Source organism: Coprococcus intestinihominis (assembly GCF_040096555.1).
GTDB classification, from domain to species: Bacteria; Bacillota; Clostridia; order Lachnospirales; family Lachnospiraceae; genus Coprococcus_A; species Coprococcus_A intestinihominis.
On record NZ_JBBMEK010000018.1, the window covers coordinates 1 to 26,884 of the forward strand.

Below are 26,884 nucleotides of genomic sequence, written 5' to 3' on the forward strand. Positions count from 1 at the left end.
GCGATCCCCCATAATGACCATATCGCCGGCTTCAATGGATTCCTCCATCAGATCAGGATTTGCAGCTGCAACAATTACTTTTCCTGTAGCCGTTTTATGGTCAATATTGCCTGCAAGGACTTCTGCCTTCAATGTTTCAACGATATTCTTGTAAGATGTCTTTGCATCCGCCAATGCTCTTCCACCGGACACATCCATAATGGACTTGGCAATATCTCCGATTGTCATCAATCCTTCCAGGCCGCCGTTATCGTTCACAACCGTCAATGTAGATTCACGCTTGCTGCTCAGTAATTCCCACGCTTTTTTGACCGACATATCCTTTGAGACACGTTCAGCTTCTTTTAATCCACTGTCCTTGACCTGATTTCTGACATTATCCACATATTCCGGTGCCTTCACACCAAATTTGTCCAGAACATACTGTGTCTCTGAGTTCACTTCCCCGGCGCGTTTTGCTTTATAGCAATTGCTTTTGCTGATCTGGTTCTTAAAATATGCATAGGCGATTGCTGAGCAGATTGAATCTGTATCCGGGTTTTTATGACCTATGACAAATATTTCTTTTTCATTGCTCATTTCCGATTCCTCCTATGCCATCAACATACCCATCATTACAGGCACAAACTGCTTCTTTCGTGATACAACACCCTCAAGAAGGGCTTCTCCATCCACCGGCATCTGATTAAATCCCTGGGAAAGAATATTTTCTGCCTCCGCACCGGCATAAATCACATAAGAATTTTCGCTCAGAATGTCTGTGAGCAGAAGGAAAAGCATCTCTATATTCTCTTTTGTCCGGGCACTTTCCAAGAACGGTTTCATCTTATCCTTCAGTTTCTTGAGTTCTTCCGCATTCATCGATGTCACCTGGCCCACACCAAATGTTGTATCTCCGGATTTAAATTTCTTAAAATCCTGATATAATATTTCTTCATTCGTCTTCGATTTCAAATCGCTGCCTGCATCAAACATGGCTACCGCATGGGCTTCCATATCCAATCCGGCAATTTCAGCCAGCTTTTCAGCCGCCAGCTCATCCAGCGGTGTACAGGTTGGTGAACGGAACAGCAGCGTATCCGATATAATGGCTGAGCAAAGCAGACCGGCCACTGTCTTTGAAATTTCTATATCATTCTCAATATACATCTGATAAATAATTGTTGCTGTGCATCCAACCGGTTGGTTTCGTACATTCACCGGTTTAATCGTCTCAATCGTTCCAAGTTTATGGTGATCGATGATCTCCACAATTTCAGTCTCTTCAATGCCATTGATGGCCTGATCTGCCTCATTGTGGTCCACCAGGATAAATTTTTTCTTGTTCATATCAATCAGATTACGCCTGGAGATCATCCCTGCATAGCAATCATCTTCCGTCACAACAGGGAAATCTCTGATTCTTTCTTTCATCATGATATCCTTGATATCATCCACATAACTGTTTTCTTTAAAAACCACCAGATTCTCTTTTGTCATAAAGTAAGAAACCGGGAGGCTCTGATTGATCAGTCTTGCTACTGCATATGTATCATAAGCCGTACTGATGACCGCGCATCCATTGTCTCCGGCAATTTTTCTGATTGTTCGTGAAACCGGGGCACCATCACACACGATAATGACGGAGGCATGCTGCTCCAGTGCACACAGCTGTGCCTCATACCGATTTCCCAGAATAACGACATCACCGGCATCAATATGGTCCTTAATAATCTCTGTATTGGCCGTTGAAATAACAACCTTTCCTGAAGTTACACATTGTTTTGCATCACCGGCCAGCAATTCGCCCTCAACTGTATCAATGATATTCACATAAGGTGTATGCGCCTGTGCCAGAATGCAGTTATCAAAAACAGCCATGTAGGACTTTGCTATGTCTCCCGTTGAAATCAGACCTTCCAGGTGTCCCTTGCTGTCTGTAATTGCAAGGGTCGCTTTTTTGACTGCACGCATTGTCTTCCATGCCTGTCTCAGGGAAATATTGCCGCTGACGCTCTGTGTTTTATCATCAAATATATCTTTAATCTGTGTTCTGGCATCTCTCATATAGGTTGGAGCCGTCACATCAAATGCCTTCATCACATATCGGGTTTCCTGATTCAAATGTCCCGCCCGAACAGCTTTATACACAACTCTATCTGCATGCTCATCTGCCACCTGTCTGGCTGAAATCTTGTTCTTGAGATCTGCTAATGCCATGGCTGAACAGATGGAATCTGTATCCGGATTTCTATGTCCACTTATATAAATTATTTTTTCCTTTTTTTCTGCCATTTTCATATCTCCATTGTTGCACTTACCATATACCATTCATGCTTCTATCTGGAATGCCGTCTGCACGATTGGCCGTTCACTTTAATAATTCCGTATATTTAACAGGTTTTCTGTTAATGTAGCGTCCAAATCCCAGCGGAACCTGCAGTCTTTCATTTTCTACCACTGCCTGCCCCCGAACCATTGTCATCACCGGCCATCCTTTAACCTGAATGCCTTCATACGGTGTATAATCTACATTCTCATGCAAAATATTCTTCGTAATCGTTACTTCCATATCCGGATTCATCAGCACAATATCTGCATCACTGCCTGGCGCCAGAACACCTTTCTTTGGGTACATACCAAAAATTTTGGCCGGATTCGTACTTGTCACTGCTGCAAATTCATTCAAACTCAATCGGCCTTTCGATACACCTTCCGAGAAAACAATTGGCATTCGTGTCTCTACTCCCGGCGCACCATTCGGGCATTTTGTAAAATCATTTTTGCCGTTTTGTTTATCTCCATGGAAATCGAAGCTGCAGTGGTCTGTTGCAATCACCTGCAACGTCCCATCTTTGATTCCCTGCCAGATAGCTTCCTGATGCTCCTTAGCCCGGAGCGGCGGGCTCAAAATAAACTTTAATCCTTCCACCGGATCATCATAACGACTTTCATCTAATACAAGATACTGCGGACAAGTCTCTCCAAAGACCGTATCCCCTGCTTTTCTTGCCTCCCTGATCAGGTTAACACTCTCCTTTGCCGAAACATGTACAATATACAGCGGAGCCTTCCCTGCTGCTTTTGCCAGTGCGATCATTCTGTCCACAGCCTCTGCCTCACAATATGGCGGTCTGGACTGTGGGTGATATTTTGCCTCCGTTTTTCCTTCAGCAACAAACTTATCTCTCAGATAGTGAATAATCGCATCATTTTCACAGTGTACGGTTGTAATGCCGCCAATATCTTTAAGTTTCTTCAACACCTTGAGGGTATCTGCATCTTCCAGTTTGTAGTCATAAGTCAGATACATTTTGAAGCTTGATACACCATCTGCCATCATCACTTCCGTTTCTTTCAGAATATCCTCATTAATATCCTGGAAAACACCATGAATGCCATAGTCTGTTACACACTTGCCATTCGTATACCCCTTATAAACCCCCAGCTGATGATGCAGATTGCATCCTTTCGGACCGAATCCCATATGGTCAACGATTGTCGTCGTACCGCCGAAAGCTGCCGCTATCGTTCCCGTACTGAAATCATCTACAGCTCTTACACCAACATCAATATTGAAGTGTGTATGCACATCAATACCGCCAGGCAATACAACCAGCCCAGTCGCGTCGATGATCTGTCCGCCCTCCGCATCTAAATTCTGTCCGATTTCAGCAATCACTTCATCCTCTATCAGTAAATCCCCTTGTATAACCTTATCTTCCAATACAATGGTTCCATTTTTTATCAGTTTCTTCATTCTGTCCTCCTGCATTTCACACCCATATATATTCTCTGATTCCATTGAATATCCGACTTTCTTTGCTATCAGAGAATCTCTCTTCTTCACGAAAAGAGCACAGAGAAATCATTCCCTGCGCCCTCTTAAAAATGATTTATAATCTCTTTAATAAAGCTTCTGTCATGTCTTCATAACCCGGCTTACCAAGCAATGCAAACATATTCTTCTTGTAGCTTTCAACACCAGGCTGGTTAAATGGATTCACACCCAGTATGTAACCGCTGACACCGCAGGCAAATTCATAGAAGTAGAATAACTCACCAAGATAAAATTCATTCTGCGCCGGTATCTTCACCATCAGATTCGGTACCTGTCCATCTGTATGTGCCAGAATTGTACCGTTCATCGCGCTCTTATTAATGAAATCTACAGACTTGCCAGCCAGATAGTTCAATCCATCCAGATCGACATCCTCTTTTTCAAGAATAATCTCTGCTCCCGGATCTTCTACCGAAAGTACTGTCTCAAACATCAGACGAGAACCATCCTGAATAAACTGTCCCATGGAATGCAGATCCGCTGTCAATGTAACTGAGGCAGGGAAGATTCCCTTCTTATCCTTACCTTCACTTTCACCATATAACTGTTTCCACCATTCTCCGATATACTGGACGGAAGGTTCATAGCTTGCTGTGATCTCAATACTCTTGCCTTTCCTTAAAAGGATGTTTCTGACTGCTGCATACTGCAGTGCATCATTTTCTTCAAAGGCATTCTCAAGGCAGACTTTTCGCATGGATGCAGCGCCGGCCATCAGCTGTTCAATATCTGCACCGCTGACTGCAATCGGAAGCAGACCAACCGCAGTAAGAACAGAAAAACGACCTCCTACATCATCAGGCACGATAAATGACTCATATCCCTCTTCTGTTGCCAGGCTCTTAAGTGCGCCTCTTGCTTTATCTGTTGTGCAATAAATCCTCTTCGCAGCTTCTTCTTTGCCGTATTTCTCTTCAAGCATCTTCTTGAAAACTCTAAAAGCAACTGCAGGTTCTGTTGTAGTTCCGGATTTGGAAATCATATTGATAGAAAAATCTCTGTCTCCAAGAACATCCATCAATCCCTTAATATACGCACTGCTTAAATTATTACCGCAGTAATAAATCTCAGGTGTCTTTCTCATTGACTTTGGAATGATATTATAAAAATTGTGTCCCAGGAATTCATTGGCTGCTCTGGCTCCAAGATATGAACCACCAATACCGATAACAAGCAGGACATCTGAATCGCTCTGTATCTTTGCCGCCGCTTTCTGAATACGTGCAAATTCTTCCTTATCATAATCCACCGGAAGATCGATCCATCCAAGGAAATCATTGCCTTCGCCTTCACGGCTCAGAAGAAGCTTCTTCGCATCCTCCGCAATACGCTTCATGGCTGTTATCTCGCCCTCACTAATATATTCGGCAGTCTTTGAATAATCAAATGTAACCTTATTTGCCATTTTTCTTCCTCCAATTTTATCTTTAATTAATTCTATTTAATCATACCAAATCAGATACTATTTATCAATAATTCGGACTATATTTTCAGCCCAGAAACTCCTTCAGCACATCTTCCACAATCTTCGCATCCACTGTACTGTCGACCGTTTCCAAACGTTCAGCCGGCATCCGTCGAACAGTTGTCGGACGCAGTCCCGGCTTTGTTCGGGATGCTGCTGTTTCTTTCAAAGCCCGGGCATAATGATCCGGTGTTTCTGTCTGTGGACCATAACCATATTCTCCGTCCAGCTTGCTCTTCAAATAATTCTCCAGATAATCACAAATCGCATTCAGCGTGATCACCTGCAGACGTTCAACACTAAAAATCTTCCCGGTCAACCGCAATCCCAATGCCAGAACCAGTCCTATGCCAATATCCATCAATGCAGGCCCCGTCTGCATGGTCGTCTGAAATCTGTAAATACCGCGAATAAGTCCCGTCAGCATAACGGCACCCATCATAAAGTTCCCTGCTTCATTCCAGCTGTACAATGCCAACGGTCCAACCCTATGTAATGCAAGATATCTTTTTACAAGTGCCTCCGCATTGCCCGGACGCATACCCAGCTTATAATAACTGCTGTACTTCTGCCTTATATAATGCAGCATCGGATAATCCGATGTTCCACACAACTGTGCCTCTCTTGCAAGCCTTCCATAAAATATACGGCTCAATATGCTTCCCAACAGACCTAATCCCGTCATCCCAAGCATAAGATACAATGGCCATCCCTGTAAAACGATCCATTCTTTCATAATTAAGTGCCCCCTTCATTTTATTTGCACTTAATTATAATCAATATTGTGCCCTTTGCCACTTGCAATTCATCAACATAACCTGACGGAATCTTTCTTTTTCCTGTCGTCTTCCCGACATTGCTGTCCATAAGCCTAATACTTCGTCAGATCGTGACTGAAATATTGAAGCTGGAATAATACCTATGCAAGCTTTGCAGCGGCAGCTTCCACCAGTCTCACGGTATGTTCGATTGCTTTGGCTTCAAACTCGGAATAATCCATATGTGCACTTCCATCAGCTTTATCTGAAATTGCTCTGATAATAACAAAAGGAATCTGGTTCAGCCATGCTGCCTGCGCAATCGCTGCGCCTTCCATCTCTGTGCAGTATGGTGCAAACATTCTGACCAGTCTGTCCTTCACATCGCCATCGGAAATAAACTGGTCACCACTTACAACACGACCTTCAAATACACCAATTTCAGGATTCACTTCACGACATGTTTCTGCGATCAGACTGCGCAGTGAAGCATCGGCCTCAAAAGTCTTCTTACCCATCAGTGGAATCTCAGCCGGTTCATACCCAAATCCTGTTGCATCCATATCATGCTGCAGTGCATCTGTTGAAACAACAATGTCACCAATATTAATCTCCGCTCTCAGGCTGCCAGCCACACCTGTATTGATCACCGCTTCTACCTGATAGCAATCTGCAAGAATCTGTGTGCAGACAGCAGCATTGACCTTGCCGACACCGCATTTTACAATAACAACCTCTTTGCCGTTTAAAATCCCGACATAGAATTCCATGGAAGCTCTCTTATCAATCTTCTTCACTTCCATTTTCTCTTTCAGGATGCTCACTTCCTGATCCATTGCACCTATAATACCTAACATATTCTGTAATCCTCCAAATTTTCAAACTTTCAATCCTATTTTACTATGAAAGTGCAGGAAGTCAAGAGAACAATCTGGCCATTCAAAAACTGCAAAGACCGCTTTGAATTTGCGCCATTATCTGATATAATGCATTAGAAACCAAATAAAAATACATTAATATTTAAAGTGAGGTTATTTAATTATGAGATACGCTACAAACAGAACATGTTCCCGTGAAATTGATTTTGAAGTTGATAACAACAACATCGTAACAAGCTGTGAATTCATCGGCGGATGTATGGGAAACACACAGGGTGTTGCACGTCTTGTTGTTGGCCGTAGCGTTGACGACGTCATCAAGACACTTGAAGGCATCAACTGCGGTAATCGCGGTACATCATGTCCGGATCAGCTTGCTCAGGCCTTAAAGGCTTACAAAGCCAGCCATCAGGCATAATTTGTAACTGTTCAGAGCCAAGCGGATTTATGTTCAAAAGTGCGAAGCATGCTTGCATGAATGAACACTCTTGAACATAAATCCATTTGACGGATACGCCACACCGACAAAATGCGAAGCATTTGGAGGTTAGCTCTGAACAGTTACCATAATTTTATAAATTTCATCACAAAGGAGCCGTGAATTATGAAAAAAATAGTTTTAACAGGCGGTGGAACGGCCGGTCATGTTACACCTAATATTGCTCTGATGCCGGAGCTGAAAAACCGCGGCTACGATATTTCCTATATCGGGTCTTATGAAGGCATGGAAAAAGGCATGATCATGGAGACAAAGACACCCTATTACGGAATTGCCACCGGTAAGCTCCGCCGATATTTCGACCTAAAGAACTTTACTGATCCCTTTAGAATCATCAAAGGTTATTTCGAGGCACGTTCCCGATTGAAGAAGATTCATCCGGATGTAGTCTTTTCAAAAGGCGGATTTGTTGCCGTTCCTGTTGTCCGCGCTGCACATGCCCTGAAGATTCCTGTGATCATTCACGAATCCGACATGACACCCGGCCTGGCCAACAAACTCTGTATCCCTGTTGCCTCCAAAGTTTGCTGCAATTTTCCGGAGACGCTTAAGTATCTGCCTTCCGATAAGGCTGTTCTCTCCGGTTCTCCCATCAGAAGTGAACTCTTTGAAGGTGACCGCAGCCGCGGACTTCATTTCTGTGGCCTGACATCTGATAAACCGGTTATCCTGATTATGGGTGGGAGCCTTGGTGCCGTTGCTGTCAATGAAGCAGTTCGCGCTGTACTTCCGGAATTATTAAAAGATTTTCAGGTGATCCATTTATGCGGCAAAGGCAAAACTGACAAATCGCTCAACAATGTGACCGGTTATGTGCAGTATGAATTCATCAAAGAAGAACTTCGCGATCTTCTTGCTGCTGCAGATCTCATTATATCCCGTGCAGGTGCCAATGCCATATGTGAAATTCTCGCACTCCGCAAACCGAATATTCTGATTCCTCTGCCAGCCGCTGCCAGCAGAGGCGACCAGATTCTGAATGCAGAATCTTTCCAGAAACAGGGCTTTAGTTATCTTCTCCCTGAAGAAGAGATTACAAACGAGAAATTCCTTGACACAATTCATCAGGTCTACTCCGACCGTGAGAATTATCAGAAGCAAATGGCATCAAGTCAGCAAAATCAGGCAATTCCAATTATCGCTGATCTGATCGATCAGTTAGCCTCTGTCTGATCCTGAATACCGAATCTAAAAAGCACGACAGAAATGATCAGTCACTGTTTATTCCTGATTATCATTTCCTCTGTCGTGCTTTTGCTTATATCTAATGATTCATTTTTATTTAATGGATTGCCTGACCAATCTTCTCTGCCAGTTGTGCCTGTACTTCAGGATCTGAAGTATGCGGCTCCCATCCGATTACCTGACCATCATCCTTGTACCTCGGAATGATATGCATATGAAAATGGAACACAGTCTGGCCTGCTGCTTCGCCGTTGTTCTGTACAATATTCACACCATCGCAATTCAAAGTTTCTTTCATGGCAGATGCCACTTTCTTAGCAAGAACAATCAAATCTCTTAATATGTTTTCATCAATCTCAAAAATATTAGCATAATGCTGTTTAGGCAAAATCAGGGCATGTCCCTTTGTTGCCGGTGACAGATCCAACAGTACTCTGAACTGTTCATCCTCGTATACCGTCGATGAAGGGATATCACCACCTGCTATTTTGCAAAAAATACAATCTCTGTCGATCATCTTGATTACCTCCTGATGTTTTTGCATTTTCAATGCTCTTAATCTCCATTTTACCACGACTGAAAAATCTTAACAGCTTTTTTTTAATTTTCTGTCACAAAAAAGCGGAAACAGGCTTTTATTATTATAGATATTTTTTCCTTATTTTTTTAATCATCACAAAGGAGGTTTTCAGATGACTTACGATTCCACCAGAGGCAATGCTTCACTTCGACATGAAATTAATAATTCTCTGACACTGATTTCCAGCCGGCTTCAGCTGCTTGCAGCCCGATACGTTTTCTTGAAAGAGGATTCAGACTTCACTGAAATCCAGAATGATCTTTCAGATATCCAACGTCTGCTAAATTACGACCGGACTGCACGTCAGCCCCAACTGACACTATGCAGTCTGCAGCCTCTGCTTAATGAGCTTTATACATCCTTTTTGCCCGTTCTGCACGCACAGCATATTGCCTTATATCTTCACATTGCTCCCAATCTGCCTGCCATACGGGCTGATCTGTCACTGATTCGACAGGCACTCATTAATCTTCTGAAAAATGCAGCCGAAGCTTCGCCTGACGGCGGTCAAATTACCTTATCTGCTTCCTCCGACGACTGCAATCATATTGTGCTTTCTGTGAGTGACACCGGCAACGGCATGACACCCGAACAGCAGGCCCACATTTTTGAGCCTTTTGTGTCCTATAAGACAGGCGGCACCGGGCTTGGACTTGCAATCGTTCAATCCATCGTTTCTGCCCATCACGGTCACCTGTCTGTAAAATCCCTACCAGGTTCCGGCAGCTCGTTTTGTATTCTGCTTCCGATACCGCTTTCTCCTGTAGAGAAGTCCGCCCAATAAAGCACCGATCACAAAACCACTGATATGTGCCATATTATCAATACCTGCACTCATCACACCATGATAAATCGAGAATCCGGCAAACAACATCAACTGACGACTATTTAAATCTTCCAGTTGTCCTCTGTTTCTTATAACAATAACCAAAAGTGCACCGACAACACCAAAAATAGCCCCGGAAGCACCTCCCGATACACTGTATTCATCTTTCATCATACTCCAGACTGCTGACACTGCACTTGATCCCACACCGGCTGCCAGATAAACAATTAAATACTTAATCTTCCCAAGTGCTCTCTCAAGATTATCACCAATATAGGCCAATACAAGCATATTATTCAACAAGTGATTGATTCCAAAATGAATAAATGTACATGTCAGCAGTCTGTAATACTCATGTTCCTCAATGATTGCCGGCCAGAAACTGGCACCATGATTATACATAAATCGGACATCTGTTGTATCTCCCAGAAAACTGAGTCCCGCAAATACCAGTACATTAATCACAATAATCAATGTATTCACAGGTGACATCTGCCATAAAACGTTTCTTCTATATCCTCGATCATATTGCTGCATACTTTCCTCCATCATTGATTGCCTGAATTTTCAGATGATATAGAAGAATCATACCATATTCGCTTACAATTGTCGAATACTCATCGGGCAGTTGTTTTCCCCTTACGATATACAAACAAGCAGACGCCGATCAGCAGCAGCAGAGCGGCTGCCAAAAGCAGAATGTCAAATAAGACCAATCCATCACCGCCTGTCATCGGTAATACTAAATTTCCTGCATTTGATATCTCAAAAATTCTGTCATACAATTTAAATACCTGCTGATTTTCATCATAGACCAGCTGACTTTTATCAATTTTTAGTTTTTCAACGTCCTGCTCTGTTAATACCATCGGCAGCACGATTTCCATTGGTTCTTTCAGCAGCTGCTGTCCGTTTCCTGTTTTTTCTTCCTTTAACCAGTATTTTCCCGGAAGCAGCTCCGAAAATATTATCCTGCCATCTTGACTCGTCTGACCTTCCAGGATTTTCTGTCGACTTTCATCGTACAGACCAAATATCACATTCTCCAACGGCTTTTCATCTGCGGAGGATTTCATAATCTGTATACTACATTTATGCAATTCATTTGTCACCCTGAAAACAGGATTACTGTATTTCAATCCGTCTTCTCCCAAAAACGATGCACTTTCACCGTCATCTGCCAGATTGATGATAACTGATTCCCCAGGGTAATTGTTCAGCCGTCTTCCATCAGCATCATCGACATACCCCTGCAGCAAATAGCCTTCTGCTGCCTTTGTTTCTCGAATTGCAATTGTTCCAAGAGGCAGTACCGCCTTCCCCATCCTATCCCTGAAAAGTTCGTCACTCTTTTCTGCAATCAAATATGTATCCTCTAATTCCGCCTTATACGAAGTGTTCTGACCATCAAATGTTTTTTTCACAGCAACAACCCAGGTCTTTAATGGTACCTTATCGGAAATGTTTTCCTTTGTTACCCCTGTTTCTCTGTAATAATCAATGGTAAATTCCGCTCCTGTTAATGGAATTGTATCAGATACTGATGCACCATCCAATGCTGATTTTTCAATTCGAAACTGTCCCCAGCTGATGATTGGCTCATCTGTCAATGTTATCACGGTTGTCTCACCCTCATTTATCATTACTTCATGAACAGCATCATCTGTTCTATACCCGGACGGCTTCTTTCTCTCTTTGACATAGTATGTTCCCGCAGCAAGTGATGTCAGTGTATTGGACCATCCACTTTCACCCGTGATCAGATCACCCACACTATTGGTACAGTTTCTATCTGTATAAACCCCATATTCTGCATTTAACAGTGTATAACAGGGATTCCCACCTGTAAGCGCCTCATCAGATGACTTCTTAAGCAGCTGCAGATGACCGCTATTTAATGTATTGGTGAACGTAAACTTCCAATGACGCGTCCCGGCTGTACTCTCTGTTGTCCCCGCTGTATAACCCGCTGTCTCTCGCTCTGTAAACATATAATAAATATGTCCGCCTGCGGAATCTTTCTGCGGAAGATCTGAAACTGTAAACTGCCATTCATTTTCCGCATTTAATATGACCGTTTTTACAAGCACAGCTTTATCCCCTTTACTTTGGCCACGATACAAATCTACCATCAGTTCTGATGGCCTTTTCCCATAAATATTATCACTGTCATTCCATACTTTTTCAGCCGTCATCGTTACAGACTGCGCTGTTATCTTCAGATAGGTATTCAACTCTGCCGTTTCCGGCTCTTTGTAAGTTCCAATTTGCTGATAACCGCTTATTGTCTGGTCTGACCACACAGTCACAGCTTTCTCCGCTTTGAAGGATTTCTTTGACAACTTTATCACCCCCGCAGATGTGATTGGTACTGATGAATATAAATTAAGTGTATTTCCCGTCTTTTGGGCTGTTACACCATTCGGCACTTCACTGACATCATACATGGATAAAACGTTATTCGTATCCGTCAGTTTGAGAACATATTGGTTTGTTTGAAAGTCATACCCCATATTCCTGACCTGAGCACTGTTCTCACTTCGATAAGTAAAAGAAGGCACTGTACCAAATGTCTGCATTTTACTATATATCGTTTTAAAATAGTCATAGGAACTTCCGACAGGGCTCTGATCCGATTTATCACAGATTTTCTTTGCTGCATTGATTGCCTTTGTATTCAATTGAAAAGCATATGTATTCGCATCATACGTATACCAGCCTCTTTCAATCATCCATATCATCACCTGCGTTGCTGTATATTTTCCTTTATCGCTATCCCCCGGAACAGTTTTTTTATCCGGATTCCAACCAGAAAAACGAAAACCATAATATAAAGCCAGACCTGTCAGTCTCTTTTTATTCGAATCTGTCAAATATGACGCTGTATCCGCATATTCATGGCCACCCTTCAAATCAGCATTATGATGGACACAGTAAGCCGTTTTCCAGGTATTTCCCACCTTAAGCATAATACAGCCGACATGATCCAGGTCACGTCCATCCTCAAGAATATTTCCAAAACCTGCTCCCTGATGAATCGCCCAATATGTATAATCAATTTTACCTTTTGTCACCGCACGTGCGCTGTATTCATTCACTTCCGAGAAAACTTCTCCATCATACACATAGGAATCTTCAATCCCTGTTTCTGTTTCCACATCGTTTTCCGTAAATGTTTCACCGGCTATGCCTTCAGATTCTTCCTGTATCTGACTTTCCCTGTCCTCACTTTCCCGAATCACCCTTTCTGTCTCTGTATCTTCTGTATCCATCCGTTCTCCTTCGATTCCATCTGACGCCCAAACAACCATGGAAAAAACAAAAATGAGAAAAACCAAAAAAGTCAATATTCCTGTTCTTTTCTTTCTTCGCAATCTATGTCTGCCTCCTTTTCCTCCACATATCTTTTATTTTCATGGCTGCCATTATCAAAAACAAAATAATTGCACATAACCATCTAAAATATTTTTCTTTCTGAATATCTTTTGATGATAACGAATAAATCTGTCCATCCGAAGCAACAATATGATCTTTATAAGCATAAGATACTTCCTTCTTACGGTCATCCTTCTCTGCGTCCTTAACTCTGCTGCAATAAACTAGATATCTATATTTTCCATTCGAACCATACGGATGACAGGTCAACAATGTCACCATATCCTTTCCGGGCCGAATTTTTACTGCATCTACATCATTTGGCGTTACAATATCGATTTTCTCCACTTCATAGACTAATTCTTCCCATGAATTTTTAATATATATCCGATTACCCGCAGATAGGCATTCTATATCCTTAAAAAATGTCTTACTTCTGTTATATCCTCTGTGTCCGGCAATCACACAATTTGTATCCTCTCCGCCAATTGGAAGCGATGTATCTTTCATCACGGCCACGCCCTCCGACATATGCTCTGATGTTGCACCCGCATAAATCGGAAAATCCTGATTCAAAGCAGGTATCTCGAGAACCCCGATCATTTCATTTTTAAAGTTCTCCATTGCCCCATCCTCGCCTAAATTGTCGAGTCCTTTCTGCTGCTCACGATAAATTGTCTGATTGTAGGTAACCATTTTTTGATACAGCGCACTTTCCTCCTGATGTTGTTTCTGCGTTTCTTCTGATTTTTCATAGGTCTGAATCACAATCTGCATCTTCACTTTCTGAGCGGTCTGCATAAGTTCAGGTGATATAAATAGAAATGTTCCTGATATCATCAGACAAATGCCTGCAATTTTTAAAATATCCTGTGAAAAAAGCAGAATAATACCTATAATCAAAAGACCTCCTATCAAAGCTGCGTATTGATATCGTTTCTGCCATTGTGAATCTCTGCTGTGTTCGGTCTTCTCACCCGGAGCCTCAACATCTGCAAAACCTTCTTCCATTCTCCTCCCATGTACCAGAAGTCTATGGGTATTAATTCCATATGGTGTACACGTTACCAACGTTGCTCTATCCTCACCTTTTATGATTTGCAGACCATCTGTATCATCCGGAAGGACCGTTTCAACATCAAACACCTGATATTTTAAACACGTTCCCAGCACATAAATGCAGAATACATCCCCCTCTTCAATTTCATTTAAATCACTGAGCAGCCTGGCCTGATCAAGCCCTGTATGCCCGGTTAAAACTGTATGCGTGTCTTGACCGCCTACCGGAAGCGACGTGCCTTCCAGATGTCCGACCCCTTTACTCAAGACCTGTGATGACGTTCCATGGTATATCGGCAATACAACATTGATTTTTGGAATTTCGATATAAGCCATCACATCCGAGCCGCCTGTACTCAGTAATTGATCATACATCAGATCATTGGCCTCACCCTTTTTCGTCTGAAACGGATCTGTCAATTTTTCCTGGCTGCCGGCCAAATACTCATTATAGCGCTGTGCCTGCTCAAGCATCTCCTGATGTTGACTTTCTTCCAACGCCATTGAGGCACGCTCATAGGTCGAAATAACAGAAGCTGTTCTATTCTGAAAAATATATTCACTGCAATAAGGATAAAGCATACATAATAGACCTGCCGCAATACACAAATACGGTACCCATTCAAATCGTTTTCTGTTCTTTCGTCCCATAACGCATCTCTAAGCCTGCTGTCTCTTCTTTCTTGTCAATACAAATCCCAATCCGATTGCAATTGCCCCGATAATGGTTGCCGCATATAAACCTGTACCGCCTGTCTGCGGCAATAAAAACGTTTTACTGTTCAGGATGTTCAGATTCACACGTGCATTAACGGATCCATCTGCATCACTCATTGCTGCATCAATACCATCTACAGAGGCTGATGCACTGATCTTATCCCCCTCATACATATCTGTTTTGCCAATTGTCCGACCATTGGCATTTTCCAGCCGCTGAACACCTTTGCTTTCAGAAACATTGACACCCTCTGCATCCACAATTCCGCCGTTATAGTTTTTATTGATCGCCTGCCCTGCATCCGTCGCAGCCTCAAGACCTGTTGTCCCGGCCACTGACGGAATAATGGTCTCTGTTGTACTATTGATTGTGATCATAATGCCTTCTTTAAGAATACTGTAACCGTTATCAGTTGAACACTCCGTCAACTGGTAGTTATCACCTTCAATGCCATTGATCAGCAGTTTTCCGGATTCTGCCGGTCTGAAAATTGTTGCCTGCTCCTTCATGTTTGTTTTGCCCGTCACATAATATGTGCCGCCCGCAGCTTCTTCAGCCACAACATAGACCTGATTGTCCTTATTAAAAAGTGTAAAAGCCGCCTTTGCCGCATTTCCTTTGCCATCTGAGAAAGTCTTATTTAAATTTAAACCAAAGGCATAAACCACACATCGATCTTCCAATGTATTAAAGTATTTCTCGGACGTACGCTTCCAGGTCAGTACAGCATCATTCTCATTTCCATCATCTCCCAGTACAGTTGTATTGTCAGAATTGACTTTTGCTGTATAATAGACCACCATATAATAATCAGAAAAGCCCTGTTCCGGATGATTCATCTTCTCCAGGCCTTTATCCGTCATAGAAATAGTCAGCACCGTCTGTCCGCTTTTTCCATCTTTCAATGCACTCTGCGTAAATTCATTAGTTGTCCAAATTGCCTCTGCCTTTTCTGTTTTGTTGTTTATCGCATCTTCCTCATGGCTGTATAAAGCTATTTTGACATCCTTATTGTAGGTAAGTCCCTTTGACAATGTATCTTTAAATGTATACATTTTCAGCCATGTTGCCTGACTTGTGATATGTGGTATTTTTGACACAAGCAGATAATCCAGAACATCCCCTTCTGATACGGTTTCTGTTGAATCATAACCACCGTCCCCACCGCAGTCAGGGCTTTGTCTAACCAGCTTATCCAATGTAGGATTGCCTGTCTGATTTTTCGGATAGCATACCGCATCATAAAGCCATTTTTCTCCGCCTTTTTCATCATTCCAATCACCGCCTTCATTGGTAAATGGCAATGATACCAGCCAAGGATTACAGGTTGCCGTCACCTGTTCAGGCACTTTTGTTTCCGCGATCAAATACAATCCCGTCTGCAGTTTATCCGCATAGGTGTATCCAAACTGATCTGTTAAGGTCATTTTCTCTGACTTCTCAGATGTGCTTAAATAATTTTCAAGTGCACTCTTCGTTTTAATATTCTCATTTTCAAGTCCATTTTTTAATGCATCATTCAATTGCTGACTCGTATAATGCCATACGCCTGTATGCAGACATTGCGAAGAAACATTTTCATCCGACATAGAAACAGCATCTACCTCTTTTAAACCCAGTATACGACGCAGTTCTTCCGGTATCTCATAGACCAGTTTCACAGCGGCTCCTCCATTATAACTATACGTCTCTATATCCCCGCATCGCAAATATGAAAATTCCACACCCTCAACTGCATACGGTGACATTATCTCCTGTAGTGCCGGATCCGCCTCACCGGTTGCCTGATGACTGCCTTCCGTATATACCCCCGCCGCTTCTGCTGATGTCATATCATATTTATAAATAGCAATAGACCCTTTTTTCGTAATATCAATAACGTCTGACGCTTCCAGTGCATCTTCTGCTGCCCCTGATTCTTTTTCCTGAGCATATGCAGATGCTGTACAAGACAGCATCAACGCTGCTGCGATCAACGATGTTCCTGCTTTTTTTAATAAATGTCTTTTTCTCATGATAATCCCCCTCTGCCTTTCAGTCTTCGCCTCAATCAGCAAAACATATAGCGAACACCTGCAAATTCAATAATATCTTCAGCCATCAACCTTCTTTTCTCATTTTTCTTCAGTTCTTCTCCATTGATTCGTGTTCCATTTGTCGAATTCAGATCCATTAAATAAATGCCTTTCTCTGTTTTTTCAATCCTTGCATGCTTCCTGCTTATTCCTCTGACAGGAATCACATATATATCTTCCGCCTGCAGACTGCCAACCATACAGGGGAATCTGTCCAACACTAAATCCGGCGCAATCTTTTTATCAAGGCTAAGCAGTCTTATCTGATTTTCCGAACGCGATAACAGTATTGTTTTATTCTCATCTGTATTCCAAATATCATCTCCCGTTTCATCCGTAAAAGCATACACACCACCGCCCTCAAACAAGTCATGATGATCCGGATCTCTTTTCTCCACGTTCACTTCTTTCGGACCTGTTCGCCTACTCAATAGACGGTATAATACACTGATTCCTGCCCCGAGTATAAAAACTGCCGTCACCCACTCTGCGGATACTGTCATTCCGGCCGTCTGCAACAGCTTCCCCGTCCAGCCACAAATATAAGACACAACAGCTGCGCCAACCGCAATACCCGACAGAATTTTCCATGCTATTGCTTTCTTCCCCTGTATAAGCTTCTTGCTTGCCGGTTCTTTACTGTCGGCATCGACTTCTTCTCTCTGCTGCCCCTTATCACTTGCTTCTTCAACAAAGGTTTTATTGGTTTCCATATCCAATTCTCCTTGGACATTTTCCTTCTTTTCTTCTCTCAGGAGTTCCTTAAGCCGTCCCGGCAAAAAGTTCTCCTGTTGAACGCTTTTATATAATTCGTAAGCCAGTAAAACACCTTCTCTGTCCTCATGATATGTATTTTCCAACAGCCATGCTGTCAATTCTTTTAACTGTTTCGAAAAATCTTCTTTTCTTCCCGGAATATAGGCCGCTCTCAGATTCTCTTCCGGCATTTCAAGATACATGCATTCCGGCTGCAATAATAAGCCGTCCGGCATCAGAAGATATTCCTCAACGGCCTGATCCAACCCAGCTATAAAACGGATAACACTTTTAATCATTGACCGATCAGCCTGCTTTCTTTCAATATAGCTTCGAAATTCCATCCGTCCGCTGATATCGTAGCAGTAATTTTTTCTATCATTCAATCTCTGTACCTGAAAGGGAAGAAGCACTTGTGCACTCTGATTGCTCATCATCTTTTCTTCATCTTCGTTTTCCCCCCATTCCTCACTGCTGATCACCATATATGTATGAAAAGCATCCCCGCTATAAGCTATTTCCATGCACTCACCTTCTCATTTTACTGTTCTCTTTTTAATGCCGCCAACACCCTGTCTCTTGTATAATCTACCCTTATCGCATCCGCTTCCTGTCTGGTCTTCAGCACACCTCCTGTCCAGCTTTGTATGCCGGGTACAGGGATCTTCAATTCTCCCTGAAGAACCAAATGCGCACGGGACTGATGATCCACCCAGTCCGCCGCCTGCTGCAATATGCTCTTTCCGGATCCATCCAGCAAAACCGACATCATAAACACCGGCATATCTTCCTCTGTCTCACGATGCCATAATTCTGCTTCTGTCCGCCGATACCCCTCATTTTGCATTACAATATAATCATGCATAAAGAAAAAGCTATAGCATAGACCTGCAAGAATAAAGATTACCATCGGCATAAGCAATGATGCCTCAACTGTCATACTCCCCTCAACCTTCCTCATAAAGACCTTCCTTTCATCGCCCGAAAAACAAAAAAAGCAGTACAGCCATAAACAAAAAAGGAATGAACGGGAAAGCTCTGTTTTTTCCACTTTTTCTTACAACCATCAACCAAAGTCCATAACCGGCGCTTAGAAAACACGCCTGAGAAAACAGAAGCAATATCTCATACCAGCCGATCAGCATCCCCATTGCTGCGACAACAATGCCGTCCCCTTCTCCGATTTTTCCATTTGTCCATCGACTCATCATAACCATCATCATTCCGGGAATCCATCCTGTTAAAACTGAAAAAAGTGTTATTTTTCCCCTTACAATACCAATTCCCATCAGTATCAAAGTGCAAATAAGCACTGGTCCTATATAAAATCTGCTTTTTCTTATATCCGCTATCAATGGATATAGCAGCAATATCATGCACGCACTAAGCATCTCCACCTCCACTCACTCCACATCGTGAACATGGCCGAAGGCCGCTTTGCTCTGCCTCCTTCTGGCTCATGCCATCCATTGTTCGTTTCAACCCGCTGCAATGGCGATCCGTATGCCAGGCGGTTCCCATATCGGTAATAAAAACTGTCTGGTTTTTATCACTTACATGTCCGCATCTCTCACATTGCACATAACGCGCTCCGTATTGATTTCTTAAATGCTGAACCGATGACATCGAACAGGCATGAATGGACAAAGCAAGATACGTACATGATAAATCTCTATGATAAACAGAACCATTTTCAGCCACATAAACCTGTCCTGACTGTCCATATTCACCTGCACCGCTGTACATTTCCGCAGATTCCCCTGTCCACGGCCGTATATAAACGGTTTCCACAGTCCAAATTGTTCGTGACGGCAGCAAATATCCGGGCATTCTTATACCAAATCGGATGGACAGCTTTATCAGACGCCCTTGTTCAGACGATTCTGCCCTCGGAATAAGACCTGCATATCCGCCTGCTATATCATCTCTGTCTATACCGCTCCCGCCTATTTCCGAATAAAACAGCTGATATAAGGTTCCCTGATCCACACCTTTTTCAGATCGACTGTACGCAGCTATTTTTCTTCCTGTCATACATAAATAATGATTCACCTGACTGCAGACAGACATCGCATGAAACAAACCTGATAATAAAAGCATGGCACTTAGAAATATCGGCAGGACCAGCGCCGCCTCCACAGTCAGACTGCCCGCAAAGGAGGCGAAGGAGACTGCTCTTTTTTTACTGTTATCTGTTTCTCCGATTGCCTTTTTATTTTTTAAATATTTCTTCCACTGAACACCTTTTTTTAAAATTGGGGTTGGGATCGCGCATTTGACTGCATTATATATTTTTTTAAAGTGTCCCGTGTATGAGAAAATAGGTATGTGTGACTTGTAAAAAAAGAGCATTCTTCTTCGCCTCCTTTCCGTAAAATCAATAAGCATATTCTGTATGAAAACGATACTGTATCTTCTGCGGATATTTCCAAAAAAATGGCGTCACATCAATTTTTCCCGAAAAGCTGGCCTTTACGGCACAATTTTTCAATTGAAAGTTTTCATAACCTTTCATCAGCCACACATTGTTCTCTATCAGCTGTGTCATTCTGATGATTTTTTTCTCTGTCGGTGTCAGCATTAAAAACAACATCAGATATTGATGATAATCCCATCCTTTTGTACCTGATTTGAAATATTCAGAGGCTTTTCCGCCGCCTGCGGCAGCATGCAGCAGCTGTTCAACGGACATATTCCATGTATTTCTGTCCTTCATTAAAGGGACTTTGCCGCCCTCTGCCAGCCCTGCACAATCCACGGCCGCCTCTGCCGAAGCCCAGCAGATCATTAATAATAATTTCAGCACCTCTCCCGCTACAGGAATCATTCCTGCTGCAGACAGCCCCTGCACAACCCGCTGAAGATCTGCATCTTTATCCGGGCTTAAATACAGATAAGCCAGATTCAAAATCGTCCGAAGCGTAAAACATGCTGTCACGGCACTTTCCAGATTTTCTCTGTCTGAAGTATGACCAAAGGCAATATACTCTATCTCATAATTCAAAGCGGTATCTTTTGATCTTCCGGAAGGCCGGCTGTTTCGCAATGTTTTAAACTGATCATATATATACATGTTCAGAATCATCTGATCACTCTGATTTTTTACTCCCGACTGTATCTGTGACAAAAGATTCTGACCTTTTACCGCTTCCGCTACTTCTTTATACCGATCAAATCGAACAATGACATTGCTTTTTTTCTCCTCCGAGGTCTGCCATGAGCATCTTGCTGTGCTTATTTTTTGCTTTGAAACCGCCTGATCCCCCATAACAAGTTCCAGAAGACCGCCTTTAAGCCATCTTGTAATTCCGCCTCTCGGATCCTCCATCTGAATCTCTGTGTCCTTTGGCGTATTCCCGTCATCTTTCTTGTTCGCTTCCTGTTCTTCCGCCTCCATTCTTTCTCCCTTTGACTCTAACTGCCTGCAATAATCACCAACGGGTTCGTCTGTATCCATCCCTGACAAATCCGAAAAGAAACGACTCACTTCCTCACTGCCTCTCTGAATTGTCCTCGCCTCTTCGTATAATTTCACCTGCTCCATCAGTGCTTTCCAATCATTATCCTTAAAACCGGTCCATTCATCAACCTCAACTTCCTCAATCGCACCAGCCATCTGAAACAGCCTTTTTGTCTTTCCCTCTCCTGTTATATTTAACTTGAGATAATCATCAAATTTTTCAAGCTGACTGTTCTTTTCGCCATGGTTCACACCGAAAAGACTGTAATAATCCGCCAAAGGCTGTATATACCCTGCAAATACCATCTCCGCAGCCATATCAGCATATCGTTCTCCTTCCGTCCTCAAAATATATAGCCTGTCTGATTCCAGAAGCACTAGAAGAAACGACATCACCAGCATAAAGACAAGGCTAAAATAAACCGTCATAACGCCTTTCTTCATCATATAGAATTACTTTGACTGGTTATTTTCTTAAAAATAGAATTTACAATAGATGTCAGCTGCTGTTTAAATATAATGACCAGTCCGATCAGTACCACCAGAATCAATATCATCTCAACAACACCAACTGCTGTTTCTTCATAAAAGAATCTTCTGCATAAATCTTTCATTCCACACACTCCCCGCTTTACATCGACAAAAATGCCGGCACCATAACAATCAACAACACAATGATCAACAATAACATCATCGGCATCAATAGCTTCGTTCCTGCTGTTTCTCCCAACTGTTTGGCCAGATCTCGCCTCTGCTTTTCAGCCTCAGCCGCTTCCTGCTGCATTAACGCCTGCATGCCTTTACTGCCACGTTTAATATATTGGATCAGCAGCTGAGAAAACTTCTTATACTGCTGCAGTTCCATCCTCTGTCCAAATTCCAGATAAGCCTGTATTTCAGGTACGCCTGACTCCATCTGAATTCTTGTATATTTCATCTCTCTGTACAACCAATCTTCTTTTAAATGACCGCTGTCCAATCGCTCATTATCATCCAATAACCGATTCCAACTTCTCCTTACCGTCATGCCGGCTCCCAACATCAGGATCATTCTGTGAACAAAACCGGGATACGCATACAAAAGCTGTTCATTTCTCTCCTCAAGTCTTTTTTTCAGGTTATTATCCTGATACCATATACAGCCTGCCAAAAACAAAAAGGCTATAAAAAGTATAGTTCCCGCCTGTGACTGTTTCTGATACTTCCACTCAACAACCCGTCCGCCCACAGAATCCGGCAGATGCAGCGTAAGTTTCTCTGACGATCCCTGATCTGCTGCCTGAACGGCCTCCCGAATCTGTTCATCCAACACTTCTTCATCTGATTTCTCCGGTGCAGTCAGGCAGATTTCTTTACTGTAAAATTCCTTTTCCTGATCATAGATGATCACCGCAGTTACCTTTGTCTTTATCGGCAGCTGATACGCTGACAATTCACCCAAGGAACCATCCTGTCGGATCAGATTATAATCTTCCGGCTGCCATTCAATCGTCACATTCTCCCCCGGAAAATCAGATGGAAAAAACAACGGCCGATTCACATGCTGCAGATCGGAGTTATCCCCCTGAAGACATGCATCAATATAAGCTTTCACATCCCGCATCAATGCTTCCCGCTCAGACCGACTGTATTTTCTCGGTTCAACGGTAATTGTCAGCGACTTTTCTTCTGTCACCCCCTCTATCTCTGCAGATACCTGAACATCCCGACTCTTGCCTCCGGCATCATCCCTTTGAAGATTATTACCGCTTAATTCCGGCGTCTGATTCAAAAGACCATAGATCATCATAAATGCCAGGATTGCCAGCATGCCGCCATACCCAACCATCATCTTTCGAATCACATGCTGCCTGATAAACTTCTCCTTTTTCATCCCCGGATAAAGTTTTCCGACGATGTCCTCCGAACACCCTGTCAGCCATCTTGAACAGCTGATTGTATCCGGCAGGTGACACAACAACCAGACAGCTGTTCTCTGCAGCCATCCCATACCTCTTGGCACAGGAAAAATTTTCTTTACTTTATGCCGACGGCACCAGTTTTCTGCCAGAAAAACAGGCAATAATGCCGCACAAAGTAATATTGCACCAAACCAGAAAAACTGCATTTTTCCACCTCCTACACATGAATATCCAAAATCTTATGACCTGTCCAAACAGCTGCCGCATAGACCATCAGTGCTGCTGTCATCACCAGCCTTCCCGTCAACCCAGTGTAGAGAATATTCATATATTCCGACGAGCACATATTCATATAGCATAAAATCCCCGGTGGCACGATCAGCATAATCCGCCATTCTCCCCTTTTTCCTGCCAGAATTGTCTCTATCTCACTGTTAATTTCCATTCGCAAATTCATTGTATCCGCAGTATGACGGATGATAGATGACAGTGAACCGCCGCTTTTTCTTGCTACCGTCAAAACACGCACAAAGTACGCAATATCCTCATCCTCACTTCTCACTGCAAAATCTTCCAGAACACTTTCCAGTGACCGGTTCTGATCAAGATGCATGCAGATTCTTTCAAATTCCGGAAGTAGCACCTGATAACTGCTGTCTGAAGTCTTCATATCACAGCAAGTATCTCTCAGCGCCTTTTCCAGGGTGCCACCTGCAGCCGTACTGCTGTACAGCATGGCCGCCGCATCTTTAAACTCATGCCATAACATCTGCTTCCTGCTTTTCTCCCTCATTCGCCTTTTATACTTTATGTAAAACGGAACGATCATGATCCCCAAAAGACTGGTAACGACGCTTCTGTAACAGAGCCATCCGATCAGACATCCCAAAAGAACGCCCTGTAAACTGTCAGAAATCAACAATTTTTGTTTTTCATTCATCTCTAAATCTCCGCTGACTCAAGGGCCGCTGCATGCAATTTACGCCTGTGCATCAAATGATAGCCTGTTCGCACCAGTTGACCGACAACCCTTTCCGGAATATCACCGTAAGAACTGCTCTCCATCACAAGATTATCCTGCTCATGAAACTCAAATATCGGATTCAAAATATAGGCATCCTCTGTACAGTCCAATACTTCTGCAATCGCCGTCACTCTTCTTGACCTGTCTCTTAATCTTTCCAGCTGCACAATAATGTCAATAGAAGAAGCAATCTGCTTGCGGATTGCCTGAATCGGTATATCCGAGGCAAATAAAGCCATTGTCTCCAGTCTTGACAGCATATCCTGCGGAGAATTGGCATGACCGGTACTCAAAGAGCCATCATGACCGGTATTCAATGCCTTTATATGGACTCCCTATGCTCCCATCATGCATAAATACAATATCTGTACATAATACACAATGTATATAACGTTATTATCTTGCCATTTCGTAGCTACAAAAAAAAGAGAGCCTTTCACAGCCCTCTTTCATATTGACTTTCTCATTCATTTGTCATACTCAACAGTTTTTCAACCAATGTCTCTAAACTTTTTCCCAAAAATGGGACAAAGTCTGGTATTGCACCAAATGTCATCCCAATTATTATCATTCGACCACATTCCCTTGCAGTTTCCAATGCAAATCCATAACTCAAAACACCTGTCAAAATAAATATAATTGATAAAAAGTAAAGCAAAATATTTCCCAACATCATCGGAATTTTTAAAAACCAGCGAATCAATGTCATTACTGCAAGAATCAAAAATAAAAATACTTTTATTATGTACTTAACCAACATTTTTAATCCCTCACTATTTCATCTTACCGGACAGCAAGAATCTTGCCATCCGGACTTCCACTTTTTTGCTATCCAGACTGCAAAATTCTTGCGTTCCGGACTTCCACTTTTTTGCTATCCGGACTGCAAAATTCTTGCGTTCCAATACAGAGCATTATTCTTTCGTGTATATCATTTCTGTCAAAATTATTTCTTCCGCATCATGATAAATTGTATTCATACGCCTTGCCCATTCCATGTTGTCCTGCCTTTTCAATTTCTCTGTAATTCCTTGTTTCTCCATCATTTGTTTTACTAATCGCTCTTCCCTATACCTTGCTTCTGCATCAATCTGATTCAAGTGCTCTACAAGTTTTCCTTGCAGCAACAATATTTGATATTTTGCCTTTCTGTGTTCCTGTAAATAGCTTTTACGAAGCATCCCATATTTCCCATAAGTTGGTTCGGTATCTGTCAGTGTCAATTCCGGTAAATAATGATCACCACATAACACATAAGTAAGTCCATTTTCCTTATCATAAATTTCGTTCTGCATAAAATATTCTCCTTTTCTTCCTATAATTGGTCGTACATCTTCAACAGTGTTCCTTTTTTCATTTGACTATATTTCACCTGTAATTCTTCATATTTTTTCTGAAGATTTTCAAAATCGCTTTTCGGAACACTATCAGATAGTTTCTGTTCTAAACTCTTAATCCGTGCTTCCTGTGCTTTTGCAATAGCATCGCTTTTAGGATTTCGCAATACCTTTCCCTGTTGTTGTTCCTTCAATTCCATCATTACTTGTTTCACATTCGGATTATTATAGAAGAAACCTCTGGAAAGTCCTGTTAGTTTTGTAAGTTCAGCAACAGAAATTTTCACATTTTTTCTATACATTGTTTCAATAGCTGTTATTGCTGTTTCCGTCATTTCCGCACTTTTTTCTTTTGCCAGTGCTACCATTTTATCGTGTTTCTGCATTTTCCTTTTCCCTCCTGTATTGTGCTAATAATTCATTCATTTCATCCCGTACAGCCTTTGTATCCTCCGCCAGTGCTTCGTTTCTTAACCGCCTATAATGTGGTATGGTTCGTGTATCCTTATGCCCCAGCAGCCTTGCAATGCTATCATCATCTAATTTCATTTCTGTAAGTTTCACTCCAAATGTATGTCTAAAACGATGTGTACGAAACTCAAAATAATTTCCATTATCATCCCTGATATCATTTTCATAAATCATGATATTTACATGATATTTCAGCATCGAATCTGTATATAAATTTCCATTATCTTGCAGAAAAATATATGCCGAATCCGGATGCTCGTTTTCAGAAACCTCTATTGCTTTTCTAATCAATTCCGCCAACTGATCGCTGACCGGTCTTTTGTATTTCCTTGTTTTCTGCTGGACAATAGTTATAAAATAATGTCCAGATTTTTCAGATAAGCAATCCCTACGCAATGTCAACGTATCTTCTATTCTTGTACCGAGCATCTGATGTATTATTAAACATCTTCCTAACTGGGGTTTTAATTTTGTTAATGCACTATTAAACCGCCTAATTTCTGCATCTGAATACGCTTCTGGTAATGCATTGTCATATGCTCTGCAATCACTGGACAGAAAAAGGTTGCATAAATTTTCTATTTCCAGTTCCCTTCCAATTTCATCCAACAGATTATCCAAAACCGACAATTCTGTCGTGTAACTGACCGATGTAAGACCGGTATCAGTCTTTATATAAACCAGATAATCCTCTATC

The 26,884-nt window shown here is 42.3% G+C and carries 27 protein-coding genes; 3 read left to right on the plus strand and 24 right to left on the minus strand.

The features are described from left to right. The 6 genes from WMO25_RS02675 to WMO25_RS02700 form a co-directional block, all read right to left on the minus strand. A partial coding sequence (locus WMO25_RS02675) for a DHH family phosphoesterase (protein WP_349083949.1) occupies positions 1-579 on the minus strand: 579 nt, incomplete at its 3' end. Positions 580-591: 12 nt separating this feature from the next. Continuing rightward, positions 592-2,274 carry a putative manganese-dependent inorganic diphosphatase gene (locus WMO25_RS02680; RefSeq protein ID WP_349083950.1) on the minus strand — a complete coding sequence of 561 codons (1,683 nt, stop codon included), beginning with the start codon at positions 2,272-2,274 and terminating at the stop codon, positions 592-594. A gap of 76 nt (positions 2,275-2,350) precedes the next feature. Next, a complete protein-coding gene (gene hydA, locus WMO25_RS02685; RefSeq protein WP_349083952.1) occupies positions 2,351-3,739 on the minus strand; it encodes a dihydropyrimidinase in 1,389 nt (462 codons plus the stop codon). 136 nt (positions 3,740-3,875) lie between these two features. Continuing rightward, the gene (locus WMO25_RS02690) at positions 3,876-5,225 is read right to left on the minus strand and encodes a glucose-6-phosphate isomerase (RefSeq protein WP_349083953.1); all 1,350 of its coding nucleotides are present in this window, start codon (positions 5,223-5,225) and stop codon (positions 3,876-3,878) included. An 85-nt stretch (positions 5,226-5,310) separates the two neighbouring features. Then, the gene (locus WMO25_RS02695) at positions 5,311-6,021 is read right to left on the minus strand and encodes a hypothetical protein (RefSeq protein ID WP_349083954.1); all 711 of its coding nucleotides are present in this window, start codon (positions 6,019-6,021) and stop codon (positions 5,311-5,313) included. Between the two features lie 183 nt (positions 6,022-6,204). Next, the gene (locus WMO25_RS02700; protein WP_270257932.1) at positions 6,205-6,900 is read right to left on the minus strand and encodes a 5'-methylthioadenosine/adenosylhomocysteine nucleosidase; all 696 of its coding nucleotides are present in this window, start codon (positions 6,898-6,900) and stop codon (positions 6,205-6,207) included. Positions 6,901-7,084: 184 nt separating this feature from the next. Between WMO25_RS02700 and WMO25_RS02705 the strand changes: the two genes are divergently transcribed. Both WMO25_RS02705 and murG read left to right on the plus strand, forming a co-directional pair. Further along, positions 7,085-7,339 (plus strand): TIGR03905 family TSCPD domain-containing protein, encoded by a 255-nt coding sequence (locus WMO25_RS02705; RefSeq protein WP_349083955.1) that lies wholly within the window; start codon positions 7,085-7,087, stop codon positions 7,337-7,339. A gap of 186 nt (positions 7,340-7,525) precedes the next feature. Beyond that, positions 7,526-8,593 (plus strand): undecaprenyldiphospho-muramoylpentapeptide beta-N-acetylglucosaminyltransferase, encoded by a 1,068-nt coding sequence (murG, locus tag WMO25_RS02710; RefSeq protein WP_349083956.1) that lies wholly within the window; start codon positions 7,526-7,528, stop codon positions 8,591-8,593. A 109-nt stretch (positions 8,594-8,702) separates the two neighbouring features. Here murG and WMO25_RS02715 read toward each other — a convergent pair whose 3' ends face one another. Next, positions 8,703-9,122: an HIT family protein gene (locus WMO25_RS02715; RefSeq protein WP_215689700.1), complete on the minus strand. Its 420-nt coding sequence runs from the start codon at positions 9,120-9,122 to the stop codon at positions 8,703-8,705. Between the two features lie 175 nt (positions 9,123-9,297). Here WMO25_RS02715 and WMO25_RS02720 point away from each other — a divergent pair, with 175 nt between their 5' ends. Further along, the gene (locus tag WMO25_RS02720) at positions 9,298-9,969 is read left to right on the plus strand and encodes a sensor histidine kinase (RefSeq protein WP_349083958.1); all 672 of its coding nucleotides are present in this window, start codon (positions 9,298-9,300) and stop codon (positions 9,967-9,969) included. On the opposite strand, the gene WMO25_RS02725 is transcribed toward WMO25_RS02720, so the two are convergent. From WMO25_RS02725 to WMO25_RS02805, 17 genes are all read right to left on the minus strand, one after another. Further along, complete coding sequence (locus WMO25_RS02725) at positions 9,895-10,563, minus strand: rhomboid family intramembrane serine protease (RefSeq protein WP_349083960.1); 669 nt, start codon at positions 10,561-10,563, stop codon at positions 9,895-9,897. The two genes, WMO25_RS02720 and WMO25_RS02725, sit on opposite strands and share 75 nt — an antisense overlap. Before the next feature lie 65 nt (positions 10,564-10,628). Beyond that, positions 10,629-13,283: a SpaA isopeptide-forming pilin-related protein gene (locus WMO25_RS02730; protein ID WP_349083961.1), complete on the minus strand. Its 2,655-nt coding sequence runs from the start codon at positions 13,281-13,283 to the stop codon at positions 10,629-10,631. Between the two features lie 103 nt (positions 13,284-13,386). Then, complete coding sequence (locus WMO25_RS02735) at positions 13,387-15,096, minus strand: class C sortase (protein ID WP_349083963.1); 1,710 nt, start codon at positions 15,094-15,096, stop codon at positions 13,387-13,389. Positions 15,097-15,105: 9 nt separating this feature from the next. Further along, positions 15,106-17,178: a SpaH/EbpB family LPXTG-anchored major pilin gene (locus tag WMO25_RS02740; protein ID WP_349083965.1), complete on the minus strand. Its 2,073-nt coding sequence runs from the start codon at positions 17,176-17,178 to the stop codon at positions 15,106-15,108. A 35-nt stretch (positions 17,179-17,213) separates the two neighbouring features. Continuing rightward, a complete protein-coding gene (locus WMO25_RS02745; RefSeq protein ID WP_349083967.1) occupies positions 17,214-18,518 on the minus strand; it encodes a DUF6382 and FHA domain-containing protein in 1,305 nt (434 codons plus the stop codon). A 17-nt stretch (positions 18,519-18,535) separates the two neighbouring features. Continuing rightward, complete coding sequence (locus WMO25_RS02750) at positions 18,536-18,955, minus strand: TadE family protein (RefSeq protein ID WP_349083969.1); 420 nt, start codon at positions 18,953-18,955, stop codon at positions 18,536-18,538. Between the two features lie 13 nt (positions 18,956-18,968). Then, entirely contained in the window at positions 18,969-19,385 is a 417-nt protein-coding gene (locus tag WMO25_RS18920) for a prepilin peptidase (RefSeq protein ID WP_435384296.1), read from the minus strand. Continuing rightward, a complete protein-coding gene (locus tag WMO25_RS02760) occupies positions 19,378-20,028 on the minus strand; it encodes a hypothetical protein (RefSeq protein ID WP_349083971.1) in 651 nt (216 codons plus the stop codon). Before WMO25_RS02760 ends, WMO25_RS18920 begins: the two co-directional genes overlap by 8 nt. Before the next feature lie 343 nt (positions 20,029-20,371). Further along, positions 20,372-21,901: a DUF5702 domain-containing protein gene (locus tag WMO25_RS02765; protein WP_349083973.1), complete on the minus strand. Its 1,530-nt coding sequence runs from the start codon at positions 21,899-21,901 to the stop codon at positions 20,372-20,374. Continuing rightward, positions 21,898-22,068: a Flp1 family type IVb pilin gene (locus WMO25_RS02770; RefSeq protein ID WP_015513604.1), complete on the minus strand. Its 171-nt coding sequence runs from the start codon at positions 22,066-22,068 to the stop codon at positions 21,898-21,900. The genes WMO25_RS02765 and WMO25_RS02770 overlap by 4 nt, the downstream gene beginning before the upstream one ends. A 17-nt stretch (positions 22,069-22,085) precedes the next feature. Further along, positions 22,086-23,561, minus strand: a complete 1,476-nt coding sequence (locus WMO25_RS02775; RefSeq protein ID WP_349083975.1) for a type II secretion system F family protein — start codon at positions 23,559-23,561, stop codon at positions 22,086-22,088. Between the two features lie 11 nt (positions 23,562-23,572). After that, the gene (locus WMO25_RS02780) at positions 23,573-24,295 is read right to left on the minus strand and encodes a type II secretion system F family protein (protein WP_227082106.1); all 723 of its coding nucleotides are present in this window, start codon (positions 24,293-24,295) and stop codon (positions 23,573-23,575) included. Positions 24,296-24,297: 2 nt separating this feature from the next. After that, positions 24,298-24,696: an ATPase, T2SS/T4P/T4SS family gene (locus WMO25_RS02785; protein WP_349083977.1), complete on the minus strand. Its 399-nt coding sequence runs from the start codon at positions 24,694-24,696 to the stop codon at positions 24,298-24,300. Between the two features lie 146 nt (positions 24,697-24,842). Further along, positions 24,843-25,139, minus strand: coding sequence for a hypothetical protein (locus WMO25_RS02790; protein ID WP_349083978.1), 297 nt, complete (start codon positions 25,137-25,139; stop codon positions 24,843-24,845). A gap of 154 nt (positions 25,140-25,293) precedes the next feature. Continuing rightward, entirely contained in the window at positions 25,294-25,674 is a 381-nt protein-coding gene (locus WMO25_RS02795) for a TnpV protein (protein WP_349083980.1), read from the minus strand. 20 nt (positions 25,675-25,694) lie between these two features. Continuing rightward, positions 25,695-26,102 (minus strand): DUF6262 family protein, encoded by a 408-nt coding sequence (locus WMO25_RS02800; protein WP_349083982.1) that lies wholly within the window; start codon positions 26,100-26,102, stop codon positions 25,695-25,697. Next, entirely contained in the window at positions 26,086-26,796 is a 711-nt protein-coding gene (locus tag WMO25_RS02805) for a tyrosine-type recombinase/integrase (RefSeq protein ID WP_349083984.1), read from the minus strand. The genes WMO25_RS02800 and WMO25_RS02805 overlap by 17 nt, the downstream gene beginning before the upstream one ends. Positions 26,797-26,884 lie beyond the last annotated feature (88 nt).

Excerpts from the sequence above, each read along its gene's own strand:
- WMO25_RS02680 (WP_349083950.1), bottom strand. The coding sequence starts at position 2,274 with ATGGCAGAAAAAAAGGAAAAAATAATTTATATAAGTGGACATAGAAAT.
- hydA (WP_349083952.1), bottom strand. The coding sequence starts at position 3,739 with ATGAAGAAACTGATAAAAAATGGAACCATTGTATTGGAAGATAAGGTT.
- WMO25_RS02690 (WP_349083953.1), bottom strand. The coding sequence starts at position 5,225 with ATGGCAAATAAGGTTACATTTGATTATTCAAAGACTGCCGAATATATT.
- WMO25_RS02695 (WP_349083954.1), bottom strand. The coding sequence starts at position 6,021 with ATGAAAGAATGGATCGTTTTACAGGGATGGCCATTGTATCTTATGCTT.
- WMO25_RS02700 (WP_270257932.1), bottom strand. The coding sequence starts at position 6,900 with ATGTTAGGTATTATAGGTGCAATGGATCAGGAAGTGAGCATCCTGAAA.
- WMO25_RS02705 (WP_349083955.1), top strand. The coding sequence starts at position 7,085 with ATGAGATACGCTACAAACAGAACATGTTCCCGTGAAATTGATTTTGAA.
- murG (WP_349083956.1), top strand. The coding sequence starts at position 7,526 with ATGAAAAAAATAGTTTTAACAGGCGGTGGAACGGCCGGTCATGTTACA.
- WMO25_RS02715 (WP_215689700.1), bottom strand. The coding sequence starts at position 9,122 with ATGATCGACAGAGATTGTATTTTTTGCAAAATAGCAGGTGGTGATATC.
- WMO25_RS02720 (WP_349083958.1), top strand. The coding sequence starts at position 9,298 with ATGACTTACGATTCCACCAGAGGCAATGCTTCACTTCGACATGAAATT.
- WMO25_RS02725 (WP_349083960.1), bottom strand. The coding sequence starts at position 10,563 with ATGATGGAGGAAAGTATGCAGCAATATGATCGAGGATATAGAAGAAAC.
- WMO25_RS02730 (WP_349083961.1), bottom strand. The coding sequence starts at position 13,283 with ATGGATACAGAAGATACAGAGACAGAAAGGGTGATTCGGGAAAGTGAG.
- WMO25_RS02735 (WP_349083963.1), bottom strand. The coding sequence starts at position 15,096 with ATGGGACGAAAGAACAGAAAACGATTTGAATGGGTACCGTATTTGTGT.
- WMO25_RS02740 (WP_349083965.1), bottom strand. The coding sequence starts at position 17,178 with ATGAGAAAAAGACATTTATTAAAAAAAGCAGGAACATCGTTGATCGCA.
- WMO25_RS02745 (WP_349083967.1), bottom strand. The coding sequence starts at position 18,518 with ATGGAAATAGCTTATAGCGGGGATGCTTTTCATACATATATGGTGATC.
- WMO25_RS02750 (WP_349083969.1), bottom strand. The coding sequence starts at position 18,955 with ATGAGGAAGGTTGAGGGGAGTATGACAGTTGAGGCATCATTGCTTATG.
- WMO25_RS18920 (WP_435384296.1), bottom strand. The coding sequence starts at position 19,385 with ATGCTTAGTGCGTGCATGATATTGCTGCTATATCCATTGATAGCGGAT.
- WMO25_RS02760 (WP_349083971.1), bottom strand. The coding sequence starts at position 20,028 with ATGACAGGAAGAAAAATAGCTGCGTACAGTCGATCTGAAAAAGGTGTG.
- WMO25_RS02765 (WP_349083973.1), bottom strand. The coding sequence starts at position 21,901 with ATGATGAAGAAAGGCGTTATGACGGTTTATTTTAGCCTTGTCTTTATG.
- WMO25_RS02770 (WP_015513604.1), bottom strand. The coding sequence starts at position 22,068 with ATGAAAGATTTATGCAGAAGATTCTTTTATGAAGAAACAGCAGTTGGT.
- WMO25_RS02775 (WP_349083975.1), bottom strand. The coding sequence starts at position 23,561 with ATGCAGTTTTTCTGGTTTGGTGCAATATTACTTTGTGCGGCATTATTG.
- WMO25_RS02780 (WP_227082106.1), bottom strand. The coding sequence starts at position 24,295 with ATGAATGAAAAACAAAAATTGTTGATTTCTGACAGTTTACAGGGCGTT.
- WMO25_RS02790 (WP_349083978.1), bottom strand. The coding sequence starts at position 25,139 with ATGTTGGTTAAGTACATAATAAAAGTATTTTTATTTTTGATTCTTGCA.
- WMO25_RS02795 (WP_349083980.1), bottom strand. The coding sequence starts at position 25,674 with ATGCAGAACGAAATTTATGATAAGGAAAATGGACTTACTTATGTGTTA.
- WMO25_RS02800 (WP_349083982.1), bottom strand. The coding sequence starts at position 26,102 with ATGCAGAAACACGATAAAATGGTAGCACTGGCAAAAGAAAAAAGTGCG.